Here is a 24,983-nt window from a genome sequence, read left to right on the forward strand (position 1 = left end):
GACGGACGCTTGCCGCCCACCCCTGCATGGCAGAGCTTCAAGCAATTAACGCACCAACTATTTTTTGACGGTCGAAAAGGCTGTGCTGGCGGGGGTTTAGAGGGGAATTGACCGGGGATCGGGGGCAGATGAAAGAGGTTCAACGGCGCGGTTATGCCGGTTGCGGCAAGCAATCACCTTCCAGCAGGAGGGTGATTGCATCGCGAGTACGCTGGCTCCTGCGCAGAGGATGCCTCAGGACTCTTTACCCGGCTTGATGATGTCGTACTCGCGCAGCTTGTTAGCGATGGTGGTATGGGAAACCCCAAGCCGCTTACCCAGCAGACGGCTGCTCGGGTGCTCGGAATACAAGCGCTCCAGCACTGCCTTCTCGAAACGCCCGACAATCTGATCGAGGCCGCCGTCCAGGGAAAACTCGCCCACCGGTTGCCGTACGCCGTAATCCGGCAGACGAATATGTTCAGCCTTGACCACCCCGCCGTCACACAACGAAACCGCCTGGAACAGCACGTTCTCCAGCTGGCGCACGTTACCCGGCCAATGGTAGTGGCTCAGGCGATCCATCGCTGCCGGAGCCAGGCGAGGCAGCGGGCAGCCGATTTGCCGGCTGGCCTGATCCAGAAAGTGCTCGACCAGCGGCTCCAGGCCATCCAGGCAATCGCGCAGCGGCGGTATATGCAGCGACAACACGTTGAGGCGATGGTAAAGGTCCTGGCGAAACTCGCCGCGGGCACACAATTCGGACAAGTCGACCTGAGTGGCGCACATCACCCGGACATCGAGGTACACCTCTTCATCACTGCCGACGCGCCGGAAGCAGCCATCCTGCAGAAAACGCAGCAACTTGACCTGCAAGCGCGGGCTCATTTCACCGACGCCATCGAGAAACAACGTGCCGCCTGCCGTCAGCTCCAGCAGGCCCAGCTTGCCTTCGGCCCGCGCCCCTTCAAAAGCCCCCGGCCCGTAACCGAAGAGTTCGGTTTCAGCCATCGACTCGGGCAAGCCGGCGCAGTTGAGTGCCATCAACGGCGACTGCCCGCGCGGGCTGGCCAGATGGCAGGCCCGGGCCAGCAGTTCCTTGCCGGTGCCAGTTTCACCTTCTATCAGTAACGGCGCGTCCAGCGGCGCCATTCGCCGAGCCTCACGTACCACGGCAGCCATGACTTTCGAGCTTTGGAAAATGCTGTCGAAGCCCCGCAACTCTTGCTTGCGCACGTTGTAGATTTGCTCACCGACGCGGTCGGCACGGTGCAACGTCAGCACAGCCCCCGCCATCGCCTCGCTTTCATCGTGCTCCAGTTGCAAGGGCGCAATGTCTGCCAGGTACACATGGCCCTTGACCTTGACCCGCAAGCCATTGATCCGGGATTTATTGGCCCGGACCAGCTCCGGCAAGTCGAAATCCTCGGCATAGCGCGACAGGGCAATGCCCGGCACTTCATCCACCCGCACCCCGAGCAACTGCGCGGCCGCACGGTTGGCCGCAACAATGCAGCCACCCATATCGATGGACAACACCGGAAACTCCAACGCCCCGAGCAAGGCATTGAGCTCCATGTGCCTGCGCTCGCTCGGCATCAAGCCGACGCGCTTGACCCCGAATACACCCGCAATGGTTTCAAACTTCGGGCGCAGGGCCTGAAACTGCAAGTTGATCAAGTTCGGGCAGTACAAATAAATCGCATTGCCCTGATCCCCGCCCACCTCACCCCGCTTCACGTTGATCCCGTAGGCAACCAACAGATTAAGAATGTCGCGGAGAATACCAATCCGGTTTTGGCAGTGGACTTTTATACGCATGAAGAAAACTCGGAGATAAGTGCAAGGCATAACCTGCAGGAGTGGACGTGCTCACAACGGCATCACGGGGCAATGACTGACGAGCCGCGTGGCGGGAATCGCGAACAAGCGCGCCTGCAGCGCTCTTTTTTGTTGATGGGTACATTTCATCGTCACGTTTTTGTGACAGCTGCGCTGTCACTAACAACAAGAATGACAGCTCAACCCACACATCGTAACGAAATATTTACGAATATCACGCATCATCCCAGCATTACGGGATTAAGGCTAGCTGCATGCGCTCATCACTTGGGGTATCACTAAGGCATCGCCACACCGCCCAATAATAAAAACGATTTCCTTGCGGAGAGCACCATGAAGCAAACGAAATACGTCGCCCGCGAGCCGGATGCCACTGGCTTTATCGACTACACACCTGCCGAACACGCGGTGTGGAATACGCTGATCACCCGCCAGCTGAAGCTGCTCGACGGTCGCGCCTGTCCGGAATACATGGAAGGCATCGAAAAACTGGGCCTGCCCCACGATCGCATCCCGCAGCTGGACGAAATCAACCAGGTACTGGCTGCCACCACCGGCTGGCAAGTCGCCCGCGTACCGGCCCTGATCCCGTTCCAGACTTTTTTTGAATTGCTGGCCAATAAGCAATTCCCGGTAGCGACCTTTATTCGCACCCCGGAAGAGCTGGACTACCTGCAAGAACCCGATATTTTCCACGAGATTTTCGGCCATTGCCCGCTGCTGACCAACCCGTGGTTTGCCGAGTTCACCCACACCTACGGCAAGCTGGGCCTGCAGGCGAGCAAAGAACAGCGCGTGTACCTCGCCCGCCTGTACTGGATGACCATCGAGTTCGGCCTGGTCGACACCCCGCAAGGCAAGCGCATTTATGGTGGCGGAATTCTTTCTTCGCCTAAAGAAACGGTTTACAGCCTGTCCTCAGAACCTGAACATCAGGTGTTCGATCCGCTGGAAGCCATGCGCACCCCGTATCGCATCGATATTTTGCAACCGCTGTATTTTGTCCTCCCGGACTTGAAGCGGCTGTTCGACCTGGCCCATGAAGACATTATGGGCATGGTGGAAAAAGGCATGACGATGGGCCTGCACGCGCCAAAATTTGCCCCGAAACCCAAAGCTGCGTAACCCGTTTTTTGAACACTACTTTTTAAACAAGAAGAAAAACCGATCTCAGGAGCCCCCCGATGAACGCACTGAACCAAGCCCACTGCGAAGCCTGCCGCGCCGATGCTCCCCAGGTCAGCGACGAAGAACTGCCGATCCTGATCAAACAGATCCCGGACTGGAACATTGAAGTTCGCGACGGCGTCATGCAGCTGGAAAAGGTCTTTCTGTTCAAGAATTTCAAATTTGCCCTGGCGTTTACCAATGCCGTGGGTGAAATCGCTGAAGCTGAAGGCCATCACCCTGGCCTGCTGACTGAGTGGGGCAAAGTCACCGTGACCTGGTGGAGCCACTCGATCAAGGGCCTGCATCGCAACGACTTCATCATGGCTGCACGCACTGACGAAGTGGCCAAAACTGCCGAAGGTCGCAAGTAATGCACTTTGCCGATATTGGTCGGGTACCGGGCGACCCGATTCTCGGTTTGATGGACGCCTATCAACAGGACACTAACCCGGACAAGTTCGACCTGGGCGTGGGCGTCTATAAAGATGCCAATGGCCTGACGCCGATCCTGCAGTCGGTCAAACAGGCCGAGCAGCGCCTGGTGGACCAGCAACAGACCAAAACCTATATCGGCGGGCATGGCGACAGCCGCTTCGGGCAATTGATCAGCGAGCTGGTACTGGGCGCTGACTCCCCTTTGCTCGGCGCCCGCCGTGCGGGTGCCACCCAGACCCCGGGCGGCACGGGTGCGCTGCGCCTGAGCGCGGATTTCATTGCGCAGTGCCTGCCGGGACGCGGTATCTGGCTGAGCGACCCGACCTGGCCGATCCACGAAACCATCTTTGCCGCGGCCGGCCTGAAAATCAGCCACTACCCGTATGTGGGCAGCGACAATCGACTCAACGTCGCGGCGATGCTGGCCACCCTGGAGCAAGCGCCCAAAGGTGACGTGGTACTGCTGCATGCCTGCTGCCACAACCCGACCGGGTTCGATCTGTCCAAGTCCGACTGGTTGCAGGTGCTCGACGTGGTGCGCCGCCGCGAGCTGCTGCCGCTGATCGACTTCGCGTATCAGGGCTTCGGCGACGGCCTGCAAGCTGACGCCTGGTCTACTCGCCTGTTCGCCAGCGAACTGCCGGAAGTGCTGATCACCAGCTCCTGCTCAAAGAACTTCGGCCTGTATCGCGAACGTGTCGGGGCATTGCTGGTGTGCGCCCAGGATGCCGAGAAACTGACGGATATCCGCAGCCAGCTGGCCTACCTGGCCCGCAACCTGTGGTCCAACCCGCCAGACCATGGCGCCGCTGTCGTGGCGACCATCCTCGGTGACGAGCAACTGAAAACCCTGTGGGCCGAAGAAGTCGAAGCCATGCGCAGCCGCATTGCGCAACTGCGCGGCGGCCTGGTTGAAGCCCTGACGCCGTTCGGCCTGGCCGAGCACTTTGCCCATATCAATGAGCAACGCGGGATGTTTTCTTACACGGGACTGACAGCCGACCAGGTCAAACTGTTGCGGGAAAAACACAGCGTGTACATGGTCGGTTCCGGCCGTGCCAACATCGCCGGTGTGGACGGTACCCGCCTGAACCTGCTGGCCAAGGCCATTGCTCAGGTCTGCGAGCGCTAGCACTGCCCCAAACGTGTAACCGCTGTTGTGGGCTGCGATCATCCGCAGGGCCGCTCTTCTCCAGGAGGGCGGCGCCTGAGGCCCTTGTCACCGCCGGCGGCAGCGGCTATGCCACGAATTTGCGGCGTGGCCTTTCGGGACAACAGTAAAGTGAAAAGTTCGACATAAACCCCGCCAGACGCAAAAAAAAGGCAATTTGTCACACTCCCTCCTGTATCCTGCACAAGCTTTTTAAAAGCGCGGATGTACCCAGCGATTTAAAAACACGTTTTGCGAGGAGCGCGACGATGCACGAAATCCCAAACCTCCCCTTCCCAAGCCTGCAAGAAACACAGCAGCCAATCCCACAACACACCAGCGCTGAAAAACCCGCACTGGATGAGGCTCAAGAAAGCCTCAAGGCCAACAGCGAAGACTGACGGTCTGATCATCAGGCGGTGCGAAAAGCACTGGTTTTTCATACCGCCTGACACAACCGCTTACCCCTACCCCGGATTCCAGCGTGACTGACACCTTCAGCGAAACCCAAGCCAGCGTGCTGATCGGCACCGCCGAAAAAATGATCGAGCTGTGGCAGCGCCTTAGCCCCGAGAAGCAAGCCACTTTGCTCAAGCGCTTTGGCACCCAAGAGAACGCCCTCGCCGCCCTGATCGCAACCCGGCTGGTGACACCGCTGTAACAGGCTCCAGCCCGGAGCCGCGTCAACACTGCGAAAACCCTCGCAGCTCTTTCAACAGCGGGCTCCTACGCCGCCCATCGCCGCCCAGAGCAGCGACTACACTTACGGCGCCTTTTCAAATCCCCGCAGGACCTTTACTCCATGCCTGAAACACAACGTCCTCTGGCAGTTACCCTGCAAGTGGTCTCCATCGTCCTGTTCACCTTTATCGGTTATCTCAATATCGGCATCCCGCTGGCCGTCTTGCCCGGCTACGTCCATAACCAGCTGGGTTATGGCACCGTGATCGCCGGGCTGGTGATCAGCCTGCAATACCTGGCCACGCTGCTGAGCCGCCCCTATGCCAGCCGCATTATCGATAACCTGGGCAGCAAGCGTGCCGTCATGTACGGCCTGGCAGGCTGCGGCCTGAGCGGCGTGTTCATGCTGGTGTCCAGCTGGCTGTCGGCGGCACCGGCCTTGAGCTTGGCCTGCCTGCTGATCGGCCGCCTGGTGCTGGGCAGCGCAGAAAGCCTGGTCGGCTCGGGCGCCATCGGTTGGGGGATCGGCCGCGTTGGCTCGCAGAACACCGCCAAGGTGATTTCCTGGAACGGCATTGCCAGCTACGGCGCCATTGCCATCGGCGCCCCGCTGGGGGTCATGATGGTCAAGCAATGGGGCATCTGGAGCATGGGCGCCAGCATCATCGCCCTCGGCATCGTGGGCCTGCTGCTGGCATGGCCAAAACGCGCCGCGCCCATCGTCAGCGGTGTGCGCCTACCGTTTCTGCATGTCCTGGGACGCGTCCTGCCCCACGGTACCGGGCTGGCGCTGGGCTCCATCGGCTTCGGCACCATCGCGACGTTCATCACCCTGTACTACGCGACGAATCACTGGGAAAACGCCGTGTTGTGCCTGAGCCTGTTTGGCGCCAGCTTCATCGGTGCGCGCCTGTTGTTCGGCAACCTGATCAACCGTATCGGCGGATTCAAAGTAGCCATTGTCTGCCTCAGCGTCGAAACCCTGGGTTTGCTGTTGCTGTGGCTGGCACCGAACCCTGAACTGGCCCTGGCGGGTGCTGCCTTGAGCGGTTTCGGCTTCTCGCTGGTGTTTCCGGCCTTGGGCGTCGAAGCGGTCAACCTGGTCCCGGCGTCCAGCCGGGGCGCCGCCGTGGGCGCTTACTCGCTGTTTATCGACCTGTCACTGGGCATTACCGGCCCACTGGTAGGCGCCGTGGCCGCAGGCTTTGGCTTTGCCTCGATCTTTTTGTTCGCCGCCCTGGCGGCGTTTAGCGGGCTATTGCTGAGCGTTTATCTGTATCGGCAGGCCAAGGCGGCGCGAGCCGGGTAGAACGAGGCCGATTGCAGCCTCGCTGAGCGAGTCAGCGGCAACAAGGGCCGCCGGCTCCCCCTTAAAAGTCCACCTTGCCCCGCCCGGCCTTGATGTTGCCGCGCTTGGTCTTGGATTCGAGGCGACGCTTTTTTGAACCCAGGGTGGGTTTGGTCGGTCGACGTTTTTTCTCGACCTTGGTCGCGCTCAGAATCAACTCGGCCAGCCGCTCCAGCGCATCCGCGCGATTCTGCTCCTGGGTACGGTATTGCTGGGCCTTGATGATCAGCACGCCATCGCTGGTGATCCGGCTGTCACGCAACGCCAGCAGACGTTCCTTGTAAAACGGCGGCAGCGAAGAATTAGGGATGTCGAAGCGCAAGTGCATCGCACTTGAGACTTTATTGACGTTCTGCCCGCCCGCGCCCTGGGCACGAATCGCCGTCAGTTCGATCTCGGCATCGGGGATATGAACGTTATTGGAAATGACCAGCATAAAAAGGGTCCGTCTTCAGGGCCTGCAGAATACCTCAGACGCCCCTCTCCCGGTCTTTCACAAGCAACAAACCCGGCACAAGGGCCGGGTTTGTTGTTGAACAGGTCAGCTTATTTGGCAGCTGAGCCGTAAGACGCCGCTGCCGAAGCTTGCAGTGCGCGCTTGTTCTTGAGCAGGTAGCAGCCCCACATAAAGACGACCCACACCGGAATCGCGTACACCGACACGCGGATGCCCGGAATCATCAACATGATGACCAGAATGAACACCACGAATGCCAGGCAAACGTAGTTGCCGTACGGATACCACAGCGCCTTGAACAGCGGAACCTGAGCGGTCTTGTTCATGTGCTGGCGGAACTTGAGGTGCGAGAAGCTGATCATCGCCCAGTTGATCACCAGGGTGGCGACCACCAGCGACATCAGCAATTCCAGCGCATCGTGCGGCATCAGGTAGTTGAGCAACACCGCAATCACAGTGACCGCCGCCGACGCCAGGATCGAGTTGACCGGTACACCGCGCTTGTCGATTTTGGCCAGCGCCTTGGGCGCATCGCCCTGCTGAGCCATGCCCAACAGCATGCGGCTGTTGCAGTAGGTACCGCTGTTGTACACCGACAACGCTGCCGTCAGAACCACAAAGTTGAGGATGTGCGCAGCGGTGTTGCTGCCCAGCATCGAGAACACTTGCACGAACGGGCTGCTGCTGTAGCTGTCGCCACCGGCATTCAGGGTTTCCAGCAACGAGTCCCACGGGGTCAGCGACAGCAGAACCACCAGTGCACCGATGTAGAAAATCAGGATGCGGTAGATCACCTGGTTGATCGCCTTGGGGATCACGGTGCGCGGTTTGTCAGCTTCGGCTGCGGTGAAACCGAGCATTTCCAGACCACCGAAGGAGAACATGATAAAGGCCATGGCCATGATCAGGCCGGTCGTACCGTTCGGGAAGAAGCCACCGTGTTCCCACAAGTTGCTAACCGAAGCCTGAGGGCCACCGCTGCCGCTGAGCAGCAAATAGCTGCCCAGGGCAATCATGCCGACGATCGCCACTACCTTAATGATTGCGAACCAGAACTCGGCCTCGCCAAACACTTTGACGTTGGTCAGGTTGATCAGGTTGATCAGAATGAAGAAGGCTGCTGCCGAGGCCCAGGTCGGGATCTCCGGCCACCAGTAGTGCACGTATTTGCCGACCGCGGTCAGCTCTGACATGCCAACCAGGATGTACAGCACCCAACAGTTCCAGCCCGACATAAAACCGGCAAAACCGCCCCAGTATTTATGCGCAAAGTGGCTGAAAGAGCCGGCTACGGGCTCTTCGACGATCATTTCGCCGAGCTGGCGCATGATCATAAAGGCAATAAAGCCGCAAATCGCATAGCCCAGGATCATCGACGGGCCGGCAGACTTCAGTACCCCGGCCGAGCCGAGGAACAGGCCAGTACCAATCGCCCCACCAAGGGCAATCAGCTGGATATGACGATTTTTCAGGCCGCGTTTAAGCTCGCCCGAATGCGAGGTTTGTCCACTCATTGAAAGGGTCCCACACAAGGTTTGATGTCATTCAGTGCGTTGTCGCTTCAGCACCAGGCAGTGATCGAAGGTTCTACAACACAAATCAAACCCCAGCGCAGTCGCCAGGAATCCAAGGTTGTTTCACGAGTCATGCGTCACCTGTTTGTTTTTATCTGTGACGGAATCGAACCCGCAACGCTTGTGGCATTGCGGAGTTAACAAGGCGGGTTGGCCTCGATGTTTTGGCTCATCGGCACATCGCCGACAAGACACAAAATGCGCGGGTACGCAATTGAGTCACAGTTAAAACGCGGCGCATTGTACACCCGCACGTAGGCAAGATCCCATCACACCGCTGCCGGCAACACTAAACAAGCCGATTTATGGACGAAAGCGCTGCAAAAAGGGCTTTTCATGGAAACTTTATCTTACAGAAGCAGCAAATTAAGTATTTAACACCGTCAAATCACCTATTCCGTATCGTTTGGCTGACACAACGTAAAGAAAAATTTCCACTTTAATCATCCGCCCTTGCACCTGTAGCCGCCGAGCGTGCTCGCAATGCGGGCGACGCGGCCTGCCTGACGCCGTGTCAATACCATCGCGAGCACGCTCGCGCCTGCAGGTAAGCATTTGACGGGCATAAAAAAACGCCAGCCCCGAGGGGCTGGCGTTTTTTGTACTGCACGAACCGTTACTGCGGCTTGCGGCGACCGAAGCCTGGACGCTGGCCGGAACCGGCCGGTGCACCACGGCGCTTGCCGGACGGCGCATCGTCAACCAGTTTTGGACCGGTGCGGCTCGGCTTGGTCGGACGCTTGTTGACCTCGCTCGGACGCTCAGCCACTGGTGCACCGCGGCCTGCCGGCACACGATCGGTACGACCCGACGGCTTGCGGGCCGGACGTGGCGCTTCATCACGGGCCGGACGCGACGGGCGTTCGCCTTCGATGTGCGGCTGACGCGCCGGACGTGGTGCCAACGGAGCACCTTCAGCCGGGCGCAAAGTACGCGCAACACGGTCAGCACGGGCCACAGGGCGCGACGACTTGCGCTGCAGGCGTTCAAGCTTGTCTTTGCTCTTGGCGTTCAGTACCGGCATGGCAACAGGCGTAAGACCGACTTCAGCACTGAGGATATCCACCTCGTACTGGCTCATTTCGCGCCAGCGACCCATCGGCAGGTCGGAGTTGAGGAATACCGGACCAAAACGCACGCGCTTCAGGCGGCTGACCACCAGGCCCTGGGATTCCCACAGGCGACGTACTTCACGGTTACGGCCTTCCATCACCACGCAGTGATACCAGTGGTTGAAGCCTTCACCACCCGGAGCCTGCTTGATGTCGGTGAAACGCGCCGGGCCGTCTTCCAGCACAACGCCGGCCTTGAGGCGCTCGATCATGTCGTCATCCACTTCGCCACGTACACGTACCGCGTATTCACGGTCCATTTCGTAGGAAGGGTGCATCAAGCGGTTCGCCAGCTCACCATCAGTGGTGAACATCAGCAAGCCGGTAGTATTGATGTCGAGACGACCGATGTTGATCCAGCGGCCTTCTTTTGGACGCGGCAACTTGTCGAATACGGTCGGACGGCCTTCCGGGTCGTCACGGGTGCAGATTTCGCCATCGGGCTTGTTGTACATGATCACGCGGCGTACCGACTCGGCAGCCTCTTCACGCTTGATCACCTTGCCATCGATGGAAATGGCGTCATGCAGGTCTACGCGCAGACCCAGGGTTGCATCCTTGCCATTGACCTTGATCCGGCCCTGGCTGATCCAACTCTCTACGTCGCGACGTGAACCCACGCCAATACGGGCGAGAACTTTTTGCAGTTTTTCGCCTGCTGGGCCAATTTCCTGGCTGTCTTTAGGGTCTAGATCACTCATCTGGGCACCTCCCGGTGTGTCGATTCAGGCAAGCGCCTGAGGTGTTAAAAAGAGTCCTGGGGCTCGAACGAGCGCCGAAGGGTCGCGAATCATACGCTGATGTTGACCGTTACGCATCAAAGCCTGGACACAAAGTGGCAAATGCACCTGCTTTTCCGCCAATCGGTGGTGATCGAGCCAAGACGTAGCCTCGTTCCACTCGTCAACTGCTACGACAGCTGCACAGTGGACGGACCGTAGCAGCGGTCGAGTAGAACGAGGCCGCGTCGGGTCAATCCTCGCGTTCGCGGCGTTCCTGCTCGATGGCGTCGGCCAGGGCCTGGGCTTCCAGCTCTTCGTCGCTCAGCGCCGCGCGCTGCTCAAGTGCCGCCACGACAGCCCGCAATCGTTCACGGGCCAAGGCCGCGGCATCTGGCTTGGGTTCCGGGACTGGCTCCGGTTCTGGCTCTGATTTCGGTTCTGGTTCCGGTTCTGGTTCCGCTGGCTCCGGCTCTGCGCTGGGTGCGCCGTCACGCAACAGGTCATCGAAATCCGTTTTAAGTCCGTCTTCCATGGTGTCGAGTTCCACCAGCAAGGTGCGGAAGCTGGTTTCATCCCTGGGTTCTTCCGGTTCTGCACTTTCATCGGCCAGGGCCTGAAGGTGTGCGGGCACCGGCGCATCGTCGAAGTCGAGGATCGGATCGGGTTCCAGCTCGCGCAATTCGGCCAGCGGCGGTAAATCGTCGAGGTTCTTCAGGTTGAAGTGATCAAGAAAGCCTTTGGTCGTCGCAAACATCGCGGGCTTGCCCGGTACGTCGCGATAGCCCACCACGCGAATCCACTCACGCTCCAGCAAGGTTTTGACGATATGGCTGTTGACGGCCACACCTCGCACGTCCTCGATTTCACCACGGGTGATCGGTTGACGATAGGCAATCAGCGCCATGGTTTCCAGCATAGCCCGCGAATAACGCTGAGGGCGTTCTTCCCATAACCGACCGACCCACGGCGAAAACTTCTCGCGTATCTGCAGGCGATAGCCCGACGCGACTTCCTTCAGCTCAAACGCCCGCCCTTCACAAGACTTGCGCAGCAGCTCAAGGGCTTTTTTGAACACCGCCGGCTCGGGACGCTCGTTCTCTTCAAACAACTCATACAGCCGCTCAAGGCCTTGCGGCTTTCCCGAGGCCAGCAAAAAGGCCTCAAGCAAGGGGGCCAGCTCGCGGGGTTCAGTCAAATTCATGGTTTCAGCTCTTTATTCGGCTCTCGCCCGTACGTGGATGGCCGCGTAGGGTTCATTCTGGACCAGCTCAACCAGCGACTCTTTGACCAGCTCAAGCACGGCCATAAACGTCACGACCACGCCAAGACGACCTTCCTCTGCGGTGAACAAGTCGACAAACGGCACAAAACCGCCGCCCTTGAGACGCTCCAGCACCTCGCTCATACGCTCGCGGGTCGACAGGGCTTCACGGCTGACCTGGTGATTTTCAAACATGTCACTGCGGCGCAACACTTCAGCCATCGACATCAGCAGCTCCTCGAGCGCGACATCGGGCACCAGCTTGCGTGCGCGGGCTTCAGGGGCATCGAGCTTGGGCACCACCACATCGCGCCCTACCCGGCTCAAGCCATCAAGGCCTTCGGCAGCCGCCTTGAATCGCTCGTACTGCTGCAAACGACGGATCAGCTCGGCCCGCGGATCGCCCTCATCCTCTTCAATTTCAGCCGAGCGCGGGAGCAACATGCGCGACTTGATCTCGGCCAGCATGGCCGCCATCACCAGGTACTCCGCGGCCAGCTCCAGGCGCACGGTTTTCATCAGCTCGACATAGCCCATGTACTGGCGGGTGATTTCCGCCACCGGGATGTCGAGAATATCGATGTTCTGCTTGCGGATCAGGTACAGCAGCAAGTCGAGCGGGCCTTCGAAGGCGTCAAGAAACACCTCCAGCGCATCCGGCGGGATATACAGGTCTTGCGGCATCTCGATGACGGCCTGGCCGTACACCATGGCAAACGACAGTTCTTGCTGCGCACCGGCCTGAGCGTCAACGGCTTCTGCGGTTTCTACGCCGGACATCAGGCCTCGACCATAAAGGGCTGAGGATCGCCGCAACCGACACGCACCACTTCCGGATCACCATCAACCAGGCTGATCACGGTGGATGCCTTGTGCCCGCCAAAGCCGCCGTCAATGATCAGGTCGACGTGTTTTTCAAGGGCGTCGCGGATCTCGTACGGATCTTCCATCGGCTCGGCTTCACCCGGCAGAATCAGGGTCACACTCATCAGCGGTTCGTTCAGTTCGGCCAGCAGCGCCAGCGCAATCGGGTGACTCGGCACCCGCATGCCGATGGTACGACGCTTGGGGTGCAGCAACAGTCGCGGCACTTCACGGGTGGCATTGAGGATAAAGGTGTACGGACCCGGCGTATGGGCCTTGAGCAGACGGAACGTGCCGGTATCGACCTTGGCAAACAGCCCCAGCTGCGACAGGTCACAGCACATCAGGGTGAAGTTGTGCTTGTCGTCCAGGTTACGCAGGCGCTTGATCCGTTCAATCGCGCTTTTGTCGCCCATCTGGCAACCCACAGCGTAGGACGAATCGGTGGGGTAAATCACCACCCCACCTTTTTTGATAATGTCGACGGCCTGTTTAATCAGACGCGCTTGTGGGTTTTCCGGATGAATCTGGAAAAATTGACTCACAGTGTTTACCTGTTCAGACGGTGGCAGTGGGCTGGTCATATTTGAATCGACACCACAGTGGCGGCAGATCTTCCGGGATGGCGCGGTATTCGCCGATCTCGGACCAACCTCCCGGCCCATGAAAGTCACTGCCGGCACTGACCAGCAGACCGAACTCACGCGCCAGGATCGCCAGGCTGCCGACTTGCTCAGCCGGCTGATACCCGTTGACCACTTCAATCGCGTGACCCCCTGCTTGAATATAGTCGCCAATCAGGCGTCGGCGCTTGCTGCGGGTGAAATCGTAGTGGGAAGGATGCGCAAGACTGACCCAGGCCCCCGCCGCACGCAGGGTGGCAACAGTCTCTTCTAGGGTCGGCCAATGCTGCTTGACGTCGCCCAGCTTGCCCGCACCCAGCCATTTGCGAAACGCTTCGGCGCGGTCCTTGACGTATCCGGCCTCAACCAGAAAGTCGGCAAAGTGCGGACGCGCCGGGGCATTGCCGCTGTCACCCAGGGCCTGCTGAACGGCCCGGGCGCCTTCAAGGGCATCCGGCATGCCCTTGAGCGCCAACTTGCGGCTGATCTCTTCGGCCCGTAGCCAACGCCCGTCATGAAGCTTGGCAATCGCTTCGAGCAATGCCGGGGCATTGACATCAAAACCGTAGCCGAGCACATGAATCGTTGCCCCGCCCCAGGTGCAAGACAGTTCAATGCCATTGACCAACTGCATGTTCAACGCCTGCGCCGCCGCACGGGCTTCATCCAGACCTTCAAGTGTGTCGTGATCGGTCAGGGCCAGGACTCGCACACCTTTCTCGAACGCACGGGCGACCAGTACCGCAGGCGCCAGGGCGCCGTCAGAAGCTGTGCTATGGCAATGCAAGTCAATTTCCACGGGGATTTAATAACCTCTAGCTGACACTTTCGCTGTCATTGATGTTTGTTATTATGCCGCCACATCCTGCTTCTGGCTGCCACTGTGAAACAATTCATCGACTTCATCCCGCTGTTACTGTTTTTCATCGTCTACAAAATCGAACCACGCATCGTCGAAATCGCCGGGCACAGCCTGTCGGTCGGGGGTATCTACAGTGCTACGGCGATGCTGATCGTCAGCTCGCTGGTGGTTTACGGCTTCCTGTTTTTCAAGCAACGCAAACTCGAAAAAAGCCAATGGCTGACCCTGATTGCCTGCCTGGTCTTCGGCAGCCTGACCCTCGCCTTCCACAGCGAAACCTTCCTCAAGTGGAAAGCACCGGTGGTGAACTGGCTGTTTGCTCTGGCGTTTGCCGGTAGCCACTTCATTGGCGACAAGCTGCTGATCAAGCGCATCATGGGCCATGCACTGACCCTTCCCGATGCCGTATGGACACGCCTGAACCTGGCCTGGATCGCCTTCTTCATTTTTTGCGGCGCGGCCAACCTGTTCGTTGCGTTTACCTATCAAAGCATCTGGGTCGACTTTAAAGTCTTCGGCAGCCTGGGCATGACCGTCCTGTTCCTGGTCGCCCAAGGCATTTACCTGTCGCGCCATCTGCATGACGCAGACCCCTCCACCCCAAAAACCAAGGATTGACATGCTCTACGCAATCATTGCCACAGACGTTGCCAACTCGCTCGACGCCCGCCTGGCCGCCCGCCCGGCGCACCTTGAGCGCTTGAACCTGCTGAAAGAGCAAGGCCGCCTGGTCCTGGCCGGCCCGCATCCGGCCATCGAGAGCAACGACCCGGGCCCGGCCGGTTTCACCGGCAGCCTGGTGGTCGCCGAGTTTGATTCCCTGAGCGCTGCACAGGCCTGGGCTGACGCCGACCCGTATGTCGGTGCCGGTGTTTACGCCAACGTGGTCGTCAAGCCGTTCAAGAAAGTCCTGCCGTAACCCCAACGGTGCAGGGTCTTCGGTCCTGCTCTGCGGTATCTTTGACAGTCGCCGGCGTCGACACGCCGGCACTGGCTGAATCGAGTGAGTCATGAGCGACCTGTTACTGATAGATGATGACCAGGAGCTGTGTGAGCTCCTGGGTAGCTGGCTGAGCCAGGAAGGCTTCCAGGTTCGCGCCTGTCATGACGGTTCAAGCGCCCGCAAGGCGTTGGCCGACACCAGTCCCGACGCTGTGGTACTGGACGTCATGCTGCCTGACGGCAGCGGGCTCGAACTGCTCAAGCAACTGCGCAACGATCACCCTGATTTACCGGTACTGATGCTGTCTGCCCGCGGCGAACCGCTTGACCGTATCCTGGGGCTCGAACTGGGCGCCGATGATTATCTGGCCAAGCCCTGCGACCCGCGCGAGTTGACGGCCCGCTTGCGGGCGGTATTGCGCCGCAGTCATCCGCCTGCGGTCTCCAGCCAGATGGAACTCGGCGATCTGTGCTTCAGCCCGGTGCGCGGTGTTGTCACGATCGACCAGCACGACATTGTCCTGACCGTTTCGGAAAGCCGCTTGCTGGAAGCGCTGCTGCGCCAGCCCGGCGAACCGCTGGACAAACAGGAGCTGGCGCAAATTGCTCTGGGCCGCAAGCTGACCCTGTACGACCGCAGCCTCGACATGCACGTCAGCAACCTGCGTAAAAAGATCGGCCCCCACCCTGACGGTCGTCCACGTATCGTCGCACTGCGCAGCCGGGGTTATTTCTACAGCGCCTGAGCTGTTTCTGTCGCCGCTGCGACGGGTTGCGTAGCGACCCTGAAAAGCTCAAGCCCCTTCGAGCTTTATCGCAGCCTTCGTCAGCGGCCACAGGTTTTCCAGCAAGACCTTCTTTACCTAAGCTTTACGCTTGGCTGACAGCGATTGACCTTGATCTCCCTAAACTGGGCGCATCCGGATTTACCGGAACCGTAATCAGGAGACACACCATGCGTAAGACTCTAATTGCTTTGATGTTTGCTGCAGCTTTGCCAACCGTCGCAATGGCCATGCCTGGTGGTGACGGCCCACATCACGGCGGCGGGCACCACGGTCGCGGCGATGCCCCTTACAGCCAGCTGGACCTGAGCCGCGAACAGCGCCAGCAGATCGGCAAGTTGATGGGCCAGCAAATGCAAGAGCGCAAACAGCTGGTCAACAAGTACCTGGAAAAACTGCCAGCCGCCGATCAAAAAGCGTTGAAAGACGAGATCAAGGCCAAGCATGACAAAACCCAGAGCGATATCCGGGCACTGCTCAAGCCTGAACAGCAAAAAAGCTTCGACGAAATGCAAAAGAAACGCGCAGAACGTCAGGCCGAGATGAAACAGTTCAAAGAGTGGAAAGCCCAGCAAGCGACAAAAGCGCAGTAACACGCGCATTGACCAGGCCCAGCGGCTCACGCCGCTGGGCTTTGGTCGTTTAAATCCATTACCTGTGAGGATGTACCGTGCGATCACTGTTTTGGCGCATTTTGGCCAGCTTCTGGCTGGCAATTGCTCTGGTCGCAGGGTTGTCTATCCTGCTCGGGCACATGCTCAATCAGGACACCTGGATCCTCAGTCGCCATCCCGGCATTGCCAACCTGGCTCAGGAATGGACCCAACGTTATGAAACTCAAGGCGCTGATGCAGCGCAAGATTTCCTTCAGCAACGCAAACGCCGCTATCACATTGACGTTCAGGTCCTGAATGAAAGTGGCGACCCGGTGGTACGCGGTACATTCCCGCGCCGGGCAGCCGCATGGGAGGCCCGCCAGCATCCGGGCGAGCACCCATTGCCGTGGCGCCGCCTGACCGTTGAATACACCAGCCCGAACACCGCCGAAACCTACCTGCTGATCTACCGGATCCCCAACCCCGAACTGGATGCCTGGCACCGCCAGAGCCTGCTCTGGCCGCTGAGTGCGCTGGGGATTGCATTGGTGGTGCTGACGCTCTTCAGCTTGTTGGTCACGCTGTCGATCACCCGCCCGCTGAGTCGCTTGCGGGTGGCCGTGCACGATCTTGGGCAAACCACCTATCAACAAAACAGCCTCGCCCAATTGGCATCGCGACGTGACGAGTTTGGCGTGCTGGCCACCGACTTCAACCGCATGGGCGCACGCCTGCAAAGCCTGATCAGCAGTCAGCGCCAGTTGCTGCGCGATGTTTCCCACGAATTACGCTCACCATTGGCCCGTCTGCGTATCGCATTGGCGCTGGCCGAACGTGCGGGGCCGGATGAGCGGGAAAAACTCTGGCCACGCCTGACCCGCGAATGTGATCGCCTGGAGTCGTTGATCAGCGAGATTCTGGCCCTGGCCCGCGTTGATGCCGATCAGGCCAGCGCCGAGCCTATCCAGCTCAATGCCCTGCTCACGTCTGTACAAAAAGATGCGTCACTGGCCGCTCCGGAACAATCCGTTCACCTGAATGCCGAACCCGACTTGACCCTCAGGGGCTGGCCAAACATGATCGAGCGAGCCGTCGATAATCTGCTGCGCAACGCACAGCGTTTCAACCCGCCAGGACAACCGATTGAGTTGAGCGCCGGTCACGAAGGCGAGCATATCGCCATCAGCGTGCGCGATCACGGGCCCGGTGTGGCCGAGGAATATCTGGCGCAATTGGGCGAGCCGTTCTTCCGCGCGCCCGGCCAGACCGCTGCCGGGCATGGCCTGGGGTTGGCCATCGCACGCCGCGCGGCTGAACGCCATGGCGGACGGTTAATTCTGGACAATCATCCCGAGGGCGGGTTTATCGCCACGCTGGAATTGCCGCTAGCGCCAAACGGCAATCTTTAAACGCGTGCAAAATCTGCAGGAGCGAGCTTGCACGCACCTGCAGAGGGCCGGATTTAAACCGACCACACCTGCACAAACTCAGCGGTGTCGACTTTCGACGGGGTGCGCAGTTCGTTCTGCGGGGTACCCAGATACAGAAACGCCACCACTTCTTCGCCGTCTGCCAGTCCCAGGCCTTTGGCCACATGCGCAGCATATGACAGCTCGCCCGTGCGCCATACCGCGCCGATGCCCTGCGCAAAAGCCGCCAGTTCAATGGCATGGGCCGCACAGCCTGCAGTAATCAATTGTTCGGACTTGGGCACTTTGACGTGATCCTGCAAGCGAGCGATCACCACCACCACCAGCGGTGCACGCAACGGCATGGCGCGGGCCTTGTCCAGAGCTGCCTGAGTCACCTCACCGCCCTGCTCCTGTACCGCCTCGGCAAGTATTTCGCCCAGTTGCTGGCGCGCCTCGCCTTCCACCGTCAAAAACCGGTAAGGACGCAGCTGACCGTGGTCCGGCGCACGCAATGCGGCCGCAAACAGTACTTCACGCTGCTCAGCCGTTGGCGCCGGATCCAGCAGTCGCGGGGCAGAAACACGGTTGAGCAAAACGTCGAGAGCCTCCATTGGCCACCTCCTGAAGAAAATGTGCGGCTATTCTAACGGTATCTCCTCGAAGGCAGGCGGTTTACATACCTCGCCCCACAGGTAGAATGGCGCCCCTCTTCCAAGCCCGAGCTGACTTCATGGCGTTGCCGACTTTACGCATCATCGGTTTCATTATCGGCATCTTCCTGATTACTCTGGCAATCAGCATGGCGGTGCCCATGTTGACGCTGGTGATTTACAAGCACACAGGCGACCTGCCGTCCTTCTTGTGGGCGAGTCTGATCACCTTTCTTGCCGGCCTGGCGCTAGTGCTCCCCGGACGTCCCGAACAAGTCCACCTGCGCCCCCGCGACATGTACCTGTTGACCGTCTCAAGCTGGGTGGTGGTGTGTATCTTCGCCGCGCTGCCGTTTCTACTGACGCAACACATCAGTTACACCGACTCGTTTTTCGAGAGCATGTCCGGCATTACCGCCACCGGCTCTACAGTGCTGAGCGGCCTGGACAACATGTCACCGGGGATTCTGATGTGGCGCTCCATGCTGCACTGGCTGGGCGGCATCGGCTTTATCGGGATGGCGGTGGCCATTCTGCCCTTGCTGCGAATCGGTGGCATGCGCCTGTTCCAGACCGAATCGTCTGACCGATCCGAAAAAGTCATGCCGCGCTCGCATATGGTGGCACGCCTGATCGTGGCCACCTATGTCGGCATCACCATCATCGGCAGCCTGGCGTTCTGGTGGGCCGGCATGAGCGTGTTCGACGCGATCAACCATGCCATGTCCGCCATTTCCACCGGCGGCTTTTCGACGTCCGACCAGTCACTGGCCAAGTGGTCGCAGCCGGCCGTGCATTGGGTCGCCATCGCGGTCATGATCATGGGCAGCCTGCCGTTTACCCTGTATGTCGCGACCCTGCGCGGCCACCGCAAGGCGCTGATCAAGGATCAGCAAGTGCAGGGCTTGCTCGGGCTGCTGCTGGTGACCTGGCTGGTGCTCAGCACCTGGTATTGGTGGACGACCAACATGCCGTGGTGGGATGCCTTCCGTCACGTGGCGCTGAACGTCACCTCGGTGGTCACCACTACAGGCTTCGCCCTGGGTGACTACAGCCTGTGGGGCAACTTCTCGCTCATGTTGTTTTTCTATCTCGGTTTTATCGGTGGCTGCTCGGGCTCGACCGCTGGCGGGATCAAGATTTTCCGCTTCCAGGTTGCCTATATCCTGCTCAAGGCCAACCTTAACCAGTTGATCCACCCCCGTGCGGTCATCAAGCAAAAGTACAACGGGCACCGCCTCGATGAAGAGATTGTCCGTTCGATCCTGACTTTTTCGTTTTTCTTCGCGATTACTATTTGCGTGATTGCCCTGGCCTTGTCACTGCTGGGTCTGGACTGGATGACTGCACTGACCGGCGCTGCCAGTACCGTGTCCGGTGTCGGTCCCGGGCTTGGGGAAATCATCGGCCCGTCCGGCAATTTCTCGAGCTTGCCCGACGCTGCCAAATGGATCCTGTCGCTGGGCATGCTGCTCGGTCGCCTGGAGATCATTACTGTATTTGTACTGTGTATTCCGGCGTTCTGGCGGCATTAAAAAGCCGCTGCCGCTGCCGCAGGCGTGTGGCATAGTCGCCCAGGCGGTTAAAGCGAAGGGCCTGCGGCCCTTATCGCAGCCTTCGGCAGCGGCTACCGTTTTCGACTCGTCAACCAGAGATCAGCATGGGTTCAATCCTGTCACTGCGCCATTATCGCCAAGAGGTGATCGCTCATAGCCATGGGCATCCACAGGTGGTGATCAGCTTGTCCGGCAAGCTCGATTTCGAGGTGGAGGGTCGTACCAGCCTGTTGCGCCAACAACAACTGATCGTGATCCCGGCAGGGGCCCACCATACCTGTGACAGCCTGCAGGGCAGCCATTGCCTGGTGCTCGATGTCCCGGGCGACAACTGGCTAAGCCAATCACTGGGTGCTCATGCCGAGGCCAGTCGTCGACTGCTCGACTCCCCCGGGCATCTACCACTCGCCCCCCACCAGCATCAACTGGTCAACTGGCTGTCCACCAGCCCCGTCGCGGACCCGCTGATCTCACGGCAAGGCGCAATTCTGTTGCTGGCCAGCCTGAGCAGTCAGGCAAACGAACCTGTTCGCGCCAAAGGCCTGCCTCTCGCCGCACTGGACGCCTATATCGATCAGAACGCGGCCTACCCGCTTCAGGTTGCAGATCTGGCACGCATTTGCGGATTGTCCTGCGCCCGCTTGCACAGCCGCTTTCTCAGTGAGTGCGGACAAACGCCGATGGACTATCTGCGTCAGCGCCGTTTACGCAGCGCCTTGACCCTGCTGCGCCAAAGCACCCTGGCCGTGGGCGAGATTGCCAGTCGCACCGGTTATGCTTCGCAAAGCGCTTTCGCAGCCGCCATGCTGCGCGAGTTCGGCGCCTCTCCCAGCACCCTGCGCCGAGAGTCTGGCGACAATTGACGCCAGTCTTGCGACAGACATCCGACCCGAGCACGCCTTAGACTGCACCCCTTGCCTGCTTCGACATAAGGATTGCAATGACTCCGCGTACCGCTCTGGGTGCACTGCATATCGGCGCCCTGCTGTTCGGCTTGACCGGCGTGCTCGGCAAACTGGCCGCTGCTTCAGCGTCAATCATCGTCTTCGGCCGGGCTGCCTTCGCAGTGCTGGCGCTCGCGGGCTTTGCCGCCCTGGCCAAGCGCTCGGACGGTTATCGACTGTCTCTGCGCGATGCCCGTAACCTGCTGCTCAGCGGGTTGCTGCTGGCTGCGCATTGGGTCAGTTTTTTTATCTCGGTCAAAGTCGCCGGCGTGGCCATTGCGACCCTGGGGTTTGCCAGCTTCCCGGCCTTTACGGTGATCCTCGAAGGCCTGCTGTTTCGCGAACGTATCCGGTTCAACGAAATCATGCTGGTGACGCTGGTCAGCGTCGGTCTGATCCTGGTGACCCCGGCCTTTGATCTGGCCAGCCAGGCGACGGAAGGCTTGCTGTGGGCGATTGCCTCCGGCCTGACGTTCTCGCTGCTATCGCTGAATAACCGTGCCAACTCGGGTCGAGTGCCAGCCGTGCAGGCCGCCCTGTGGCAAAACGCAGTGGTCGCGCTGTGCCTGCTGCCCTTTGCAGCGCCAGGGCTGGGTGCGGTTCGAGCGCTCGACTGGCTGTGGATCGGCCTGCTCGGCGTCCTGTGCACCGGGGTTGCTCACAGCCTGTTCGTCGCCAGCCTTGCAGTGATCAAGGCCCGCACCGCGGCAGTGGTCTTCGCCCTGGAGCCGGTGTATGGCATCACTCTGGCCTGGGTGTTGTTCCACGAAACACCCACCTTGCGCATGCTGCTGGGCGGTGCGCTGATCATCATCGCGATTGTGGTGTCGAGCCGCATGGCCGGCGCACCGGCGACGGGCAAGGCATCAATCGACGCGGCTCACTGAACCCGGTCGTTGTGCCCCAGATCTCGCTGCGGATCGATGTGATCACGTACCCGCTGCTTCAGCACCTTGGCTTCCGGAAAACCGCCATCGGCCTTGCGCTCCCAAATCTGTTCGCCCTCACAGGTAATGCGGAACACGCCCCCGGTGCCCGGCTCCAGTACCACCCGCCCCAGATCGTCGGCAAACGTACTGAGCAGCTCCTGGGCCAACCAGGCGGCACGTAACAACCACTGACACTGGGTGCAGTAGGTGATGACAATTTCGGGCTTGCTGACTGGCATGATTTCAAAGGCTCTTGAAGAGAAAGGCGCCGCTATAATAGCCGCCTTTCTTGCTTGCCCAGAGATTCATGATGCGCCGCCTGCTCAGTTGCCTGCTGTTGTGTTTATGCCCGCTGATGGTACTTGCCGCCGAAACCGCACCGCCGAAAGTCGGCCTGGTATTATCCGGCGGCGCCGCCCGTGGCCTGGCCCACGTCGGTGTACTCAGGGCGCTCGAAGAGCAAGGGATTCACATTGATGCCATCGCAGGCACCAGCATGGGGGCGGTGATCGGCGGCCTGTATGCCTCCGGCTACAAGATCGACGAGCTGGAGAAGCTTGCGCTGAGCATTGACTGGCAGCAGGCGTTGTCCGATAACCCCGCCCGCGAAGACATCCCGTTCCGGCGCAAACAGGATGACCGCGATTTTCTGGTCAAGCAAAAACTCAGCTTCCGCGACGATGGCAGCCTCGGCCTGCCGCTGGGTGTCATTCAAGGACAAAACCTGGCGCTGTTACTCGAAAGCCTGCTGGCCCACAGCAGCGATATCCGCGACTTTGACAAACTGCCGATTCCGTTCCGGGCCGTGGCCACCGACATTGTGAACGGCGAAAAAGTGGTGTTCCGTAAAGGTCATCTGCCTCAGGTCATTCGCGCCAGCATGTCTATCCCTGCGGTGTTCGCACCTGTCGAAATCAATGGGCAGTTGCTGGTAGACGGCGGCATGGTCGATAACATCCCGGTGGACGTGGCGCGCGAAATGGGGGTGGATCGCGTCATCGTGGTGGACATCGGCACCCCGCTGCGGGGGCGTAAAGAGCTGAGTACCGTGTTCGACATTCTCAACCAGTCCATCACCCTGATGACCCGCAGCAACTCTGAAGTACAACTGGCGTCGCTGCGCCCGGACGACATTCTGATTCAACCCGCGCTCACCAGTTTTGGCGCCACTGATTTCGGGCGCTCGCAAGACATCATCACCGCCGGCTACCGCGCAACGCAGATTCTCGAACCTCGCCTGGCCGTCCTGCGCCATAACGATGACAGTGATGTGCAACTCAATACCGCGCGTTCATCCGATGAGCGCAAGCCGGTCATTACCGCGATCCGGATTGAAAACGACTCAAAAATCGGCGACTCGGTGATTCGCTACTACATTCGCCAACCCGTCGGCGAACCGCTGGACCTGACCCGCCTGCAACGGGACATGGGGACGTTGTACGGCCTGGATTATTTTGAACAAGTGCAATACCGCGTGGTGCATAAAGGCAAGGAGCGCACGCTGGTGATCAGCGCTCGGGGCAAGCGTAGCGGTACCGATTACCTGCGACTGGGGCTGAACCTGTCTGACGACATGCGTGGCGACAGCGCGTTCAACCTGGGCGCAAGCTACCGGGTCAATGGCATCAACACCCTGGGGGCCGAATGGCTGACGCGGGGGCAGATTGGCGATCAGCAGGAGCTGTACAGCGAGTTCTATCAGCCCCTGGATGCCGGCTCGCGCTACTTTGTCGCACCGTACATCAATGCGCAGTCACAGAACGTTGAGTCCATTCTCGACAATGACCCCATTGCCGAGTATCGGCTGGAACGCTACGGGTTCGGTTTGAATTTTGGGCGGCAAATCGGCAACAGCGGAGAGATCCGTCTTGGCATAGGCGAAGCATGGGGCAAGGCTGATGTACGAATCGGTGAACGCGACTTGCCGGGCATCAGTTTCAACGAAGGTTTCTACGACCTGAAATACTCCTTCGACTCGCTGGATAACGTGTACTTCCCGCATTCCGGAGAAGATATCAGCCTGAGCGTGCGCCAGTACGAACCGGGGCTGGGCTCGGATGATCGCTACCGTCAGTGGGAGTTCAACCTGGATAAAGCCCTGAGTTCAGGACCCAACACCTGGATTCTGGGCGGACGTTACGGGCGTACGCTCAACACCGCCGAAGTCGTGACTTCAAGCTTTTTGCTCGGTGGTGCCCGGCAGTTGTCGGGCTTCAGGCAGGATGCGATTTCCGGACAAAACATCAGTCTCATGCGTGCCGTTTACTACCGGCGCCTGACGCCTCGTTCGTATTTGCCGCTTGATTTCCCGCTGTACGCCGGTGTGTCCCTGGAGCGTGGTCGCGCCTGGAACAACGACAATGAGTTCGACAGTGGCTATATCAATGCCGCAAGCATTTTCATCGGGTTCGACACACCGCTGGGCCCGCTCAACTTCAGCTATGGCTTCAACGATGACGATCAGAAGGCGGTGTACTTGAACCTGGGGCAGACGTTCTGAGGGCTGCCCTCATCAAGATGAAGGGGCAGCGCCTGCACGGGTCGTGGTTCAGCTTTTCTCGAGGTTAGCCAGGATCCGGCTGTGAACACGCATGCAAATGCGCTGTTCTTCTTCATCCACACCGACAAACAGCTCTTGGCGCAGAGCACTGGCAATGGATTCTATCTGTTCGATCAACGGGCGAGCGGAATCACTCAGGACAATTTTTTTTGGCGCGGCGATCTTCCAGCACGGCATGACGCTTGACCAGTCCTTGAGCCTCAAGGCTGTCAAGCAAACGAGCCAGCGTAGGCCCTTCAACGCCAACGCTTTGCGCCAGTTCACGCTGGGTCGGCACGCCTTCAAAGCGGGCCAGATGCAAGAGCACCAACCAGCGCGCCTGCGACAAACCGAGACCTGCCAGACGACGATCCAGTTCGGCACGCCAGCCACGAGACATTTGAGCTAGCTGCATACCAAAACGGTGTTGATCGGATAACGACATAAAAAACTCAATGGTTAGACTGAAATAGAGTGAAGATAATTGTTAGCCAGCTAAGCATGGAGCCTTCGTCCAAGCAAGACCTGCGCATCAATCAATCGTCACCTT

General features: G+C 59.5%; 25 protein-coding genes and 1 pseudogene. 15 read left to right on the forward strand and 11 right to left on the reverse strand.

All coding sequences use genetic code 11. The annotated features are described in order from the left end of the window. Positions 1-234 precede the first annotated feature (234 nt). On the reverse strand, positions 235-1,800 hold the full coding sequence (locus DQN55_RS14810; protein ID WP_048383004.1) for a sigma-54-dependent transcriptional regulator: 1,566 nt from the start codon (positions 1,798-1,800) through the stop codon (positions 235-237). 354 nt (positions 1,801-2,154) lie between these two features. Here DQN55_RS14810 and phhA point away from each other — a divergent pair, with 354 nt between their 5' ends. From phhA to DQN55_RS14830, 6 genes are all read left to right on the forward strand, one after another. Beyond that, entirely contained in the window at positions 2,155-2,946 is a 792-nt protein-coding gene (gene phhA / locus DQN55_RS14815; RefSeq protein ID WP_048383003.1) for a phenylalanine 4-monooxygenase, read from the forward strand. A gap of 59 nt (positions 2,947-3,005) precedes the next feature. Further along, complete coding sequence (locus DQN55_RS14820; protein WP_048383002.1) at positions 3,006-3,362, forward strand: 4a-hydroxytetrahydrobiopterin dehydratase; 357 nt, start codon at positions 3,006-3,008, stop codon at positions 3,360-3,362. After that, entirely contained in the window at positions 3,362-4,558 is a 1,197-nt protein-coding gene (locus DQN55_RS14825; RefSeq protein WP_048383001.1) for an amino acid aminotransferase, read from the forward strand. Before DQN55_RS14820 ends, DQN55_RS14825 begins: the two co-directional genes overlap by 1 nt. Positions 4,559-4,845: 287 nt before the next feature. After that, entirely contained in the window at positions 4,846-4,977 is a 132-nt protein-coding gene (locus DQN55_RS22540) for a hypothetical protein (RefSeq protein ID WP_256930434.1), read from the forward strand. An 83-nt stretch (positions 4,978-5,060) separates the two neighbouring features. After that, positions 5,061-5,237, forward strand: a complete 177-nt coding sequence (locus DQN55_RS22305; protein ID WP_088500038.1) for a hypothetical protein — start codon at positions 5,061-5,063, stop codon at positions 5,235-5,237. A 141-nt stretch (positions 5,238-5,378) separates the two neighbouring features. Further along, complete coding sequence (locus tag DQN55_RS14830; RefSeq protein ID WP_048383000.1) at positions 5,379-6,566, forward strand: MFS transporter; 1,188 nt, start codon at positions 5,379-5,381, stop codon at positions 6,564-6,566. 61 nt (positions 6,567-6,627) lie between these two features. Here DQN55_RS14830 and arfB read toward each other — a convergent pair whose 3' ends face one another. The 7 genes from arfB to DQN55_RS14865 form a co-directional block, all read right to left on the reverse strand. Beyond that, positions 6,628-7,041 (reverse strand): alternative ribosome rescue aminoacyl-tRNA hydrolase ArfB, encoded by a 414-nt coding sequence (arfB, locus tag DQN55_RS14835; protein ID WP_048382999.1) that lies wholly within the window; start codon positions 7,039-7,041, stop codon positions 6,628-6,630. Positions 7,042-7,151: 110 nt separating this feature from the next. Then, on the reverse strand, positions 7,152-8,576 hold the full coding sequence (locus DQN55_RS14840; RefSeq protein ID WP_048382998.1) for an amino acid permease: 1,425 nt from the start codon (positions 8,574-8,576) through the stop codon (positions 7,152-7,154). Positions 8,577-9,252: 676 nt separating this feature from the next. Next, the gene (gene rluB, locus DQN55_RS14845) at positions 9,253-10,449 is read right to left on the reverse strand and encodes a 23S rRNA pseudouridine(2605) synthase RluB (RefSeq protein ID WP_048382997.1); all 1,197 of its coding nucleotides are present in this window, start codon (positions 10,447-10,449) and stop codon (positions 9,253-9,255) included. Between the two features lie 271 nt (positions 10,450-10,720). Further along, the gene (gene scpB / locus DQN55_RS14850) at positions 10,721-11,671 is read right to left on the reverse strand and encodes an SMC-Scp complex subunit ScpB (protein WP_048382996.1); all 951 of its coding nucleotides are present in this window, start codon (positions 11,669-11,671) and stop codon (positions 10,721-10,723) included. A gap of 12 nt (positions 11,672-11,683) precedes the next feature. Next, the gene (locus DQN55_RS14855) at positions 11,684-12,382 is read right to left on the reverse strand and encodes a segregation and condensation protein A (RefSeq protein ID WP_162837543.1); all 699 of its coding nucleotides are present in this window, start codon (positions 12,380-12,382) and stop codon (positions 11,684-11,686) included. A 128-nt stretch (positions 12,383-12,510) separates the two neighbouring features. Next, positions 12,511-13,140 carry an L-threonylcarbamoyladenylate synthase gene (locus DQN55_RS14860; protein WP_048383219.1) on the reverse strand — a complete coding sequence of 210 codons (630 nt, stop codon included), beginning with the start codon at positions 13,138-13,140 and terminating at the stop codon, positions 12,511-12,513. A 13-nt stretch (positions 13,141-13,153) separates the two neighbouring features. Then, positions 13,154-14,017 carry a PHP domain-containing protein gene (locus DQN55_RS14865; RefSeq protein WP_048382994.1) on the reverse strand — a complete coding sequence of 288 codons (864 nt, stop codon included), beginning with the start codon at positions 14,015-14,017 and terminating at the stop codon, positions 13,154-13,156. An 84-nt stretch (positions 14,018-14,101) separates the two neighbouring features. On the opposite strand from DQN55_RS14865, the gene DQN55_RS14870 reads away from it, so the two are divergent. The 5 genes from DQN55_RS14870 to DQN55_RS14890 all read left to right on the forward strand — a co-directional run bounded on the left by DQN55_RS14870 (position 14,102) and on the right by DQN55_RS14890 (position 17,812). Beyond that, a complete protein-coding gene (locus DQN55_RS14870) occupies positions 14,102-14,698 on the forward strand; it encodes a septation protein A (RefSeq protein ID WP_048382993.1) in 597 nt (198 codons plus the stop codon). A 1-nt stretch (position 14,699) separates the two neighbouring features. Continuing rightward, positions 14,700-14,999 (forward strand): YciI family protein, encoded by a 300-nt coding sequence (locus tag DQN55_RS14875; protein ID WP_048382992.1) that lies wholly within the window; start codon positions 14,700-14,702, stop codon positions 14,997-14,999. Positions 15,000-15,090: 91 nt separating this feature from the next. Continuing rightward, complete coding sequence (locus DQN55_RS14880; RefSeq protein ID WP_048382991.1) at positions 15,091-15,768, forward strand: response regulator transcription factor; 678 nt, start codon at positions 15,091-15,093, stop codon at positions 15,766-15,768. A gap of 209 nt (positions 15,769-15,977) precedes the next feature. Continuing rightward, a complete protein-coding gene (locus DQN55_RS14885) occupies positions 15,978-16,400 on the forward strand; it encodes an LTXXQ domain protein (RefSeq protein WP_048382990.1) in 423 nt (140 codons plus the stop codon). A gap of 77 nt (positions 16,401-16,477) precedes the next feature. After that, on the forward strand, positions 16,478-17,812 hold the full coding sequence (locus DQN55_RS14890; RefSeq protein ID WP_048382989.1) for a sensor histidine kinase: 1,335 nt from the start codon (positions 16,478-16,480) through the stop codon (positions 17,810-17,812). A gap of 53 nt (positions 17,813-17,865) precedes the next feature. Here the strand turns inward: DQN55_RS14890 and DQN55_RS14895 are convergent, their stop codons facing one another. Then, positions 17,866-18,426, reverse strand: coding sequence for an NAD(P)H nitroreductase (locus DQN55_RS14895; RefSeq protein ID WP_048382988.1), 561 nt, complete (start codon positions 18,424-18,426; stop codon positions 17,866-17,868). 119 nt (positions 18,427-18,545) lie between these two features. Here DQN55_RS14895 and DQN55_RS14900 point away from each other — a divergent pair, with 119 nt between their 5' ends. The 3 genes from DQN55_RS14900 to DQN55_RS14910 all read left to right on the forward strand — a co-directional run bounded on the left by DQN55_RS14900 (position 18,546) and on the right by DQN55_RS14910 (position 21,852). After that, positions 18,546-20,000, forward strand: a complete 1,455-nt coding sequence (locus tag DQN55_RS14900) for a TrkH family potassium uptake protein (protein WP_048383218.1) — start codon at positions 18,546-18,548, stop codon at positions 19,998-20,000. Positions 20,001-20,125: 125 nt separating this feature from the next. Continuing rightward, positions 20,126-20,884: a helix-turn-helix transcriptional regulator gene (locus tag DQN55_RS14905; RefSeq protein WP_048382987.1), complete on the forward strand. Its 759-nt coding sequence runs from the start codon at positions 20,126-20,128 to the stop codon at positions 20,882-20,884. A 77-nt stretch (positions 20,885-20,961) separates the two neighbouring features. Then, the gene (locus tag DQN55_RS14910) at positions 20,962-21,852 is read left to right on the forward strand and encodes a DMT family transporter (RefSeq protein ID WP_048382986.1); all 891 of its coding nucleotides are present in this window, start codon (positions 20,962-20,964) and stop codon (positions 21,850-21,852) included. On the opposite strand, the gene DQN55_RS14915 is transcribed toward DQN55_RS14910, so the two are convergent. Beyond that, on the reverse strand, positions 21,846-22,133 hold the full coding sequence (locus DQN55_RS14915) for an Rdx family protein (RefSeq protein WP_048382985.1): 288 nt from the start codon (positions 22,131-22,133) through the stop codon (positions 21,846-21,848). The genes DQN55_RS14910 and DQN55_RS14915 overlap by 7 nt on opposite strands. A 71-nt stretch (positions 22,134-22,204) precedes the next feature. Between DQN55_RS14915 and DQN55_RS14920 the strand changes: the two genes are divergently transcribed. Next, entirely contained in the window at positions 22,205-24,394 is a 2,190-nt protein-coding gene (locus DQN55_RS14920; protein ID WP_048382984.1) for a patatin-like phospholipase family protein, read from the forward strand. A 48-nt stretch (positions 24,395-24,442) separates the two neighbouring features. Here the strand turns inward: DQN55_RS14920 and DQN55_RS14925 are convergent. Continuing rightward, a pseudogene (locus DQN55_RS14925) lies at positions 24,443-24,878 on the reverse strand (MarR family transcriptional regulator). Positions 24,879-24,983 lie beyond the last annotated feature (105 nt).

The organism is Pseudomonas taetrolens (genome assembly GCF_900475285.1).
Taxonomy (GTDB): domain Bacteria; phylum Pseudomonadota; class Gammaproteobacteria; order Pseudomonadales; family Pseudomonadaceae; genus Aquipseudomonas; species Aquipseudomonas taetrolens.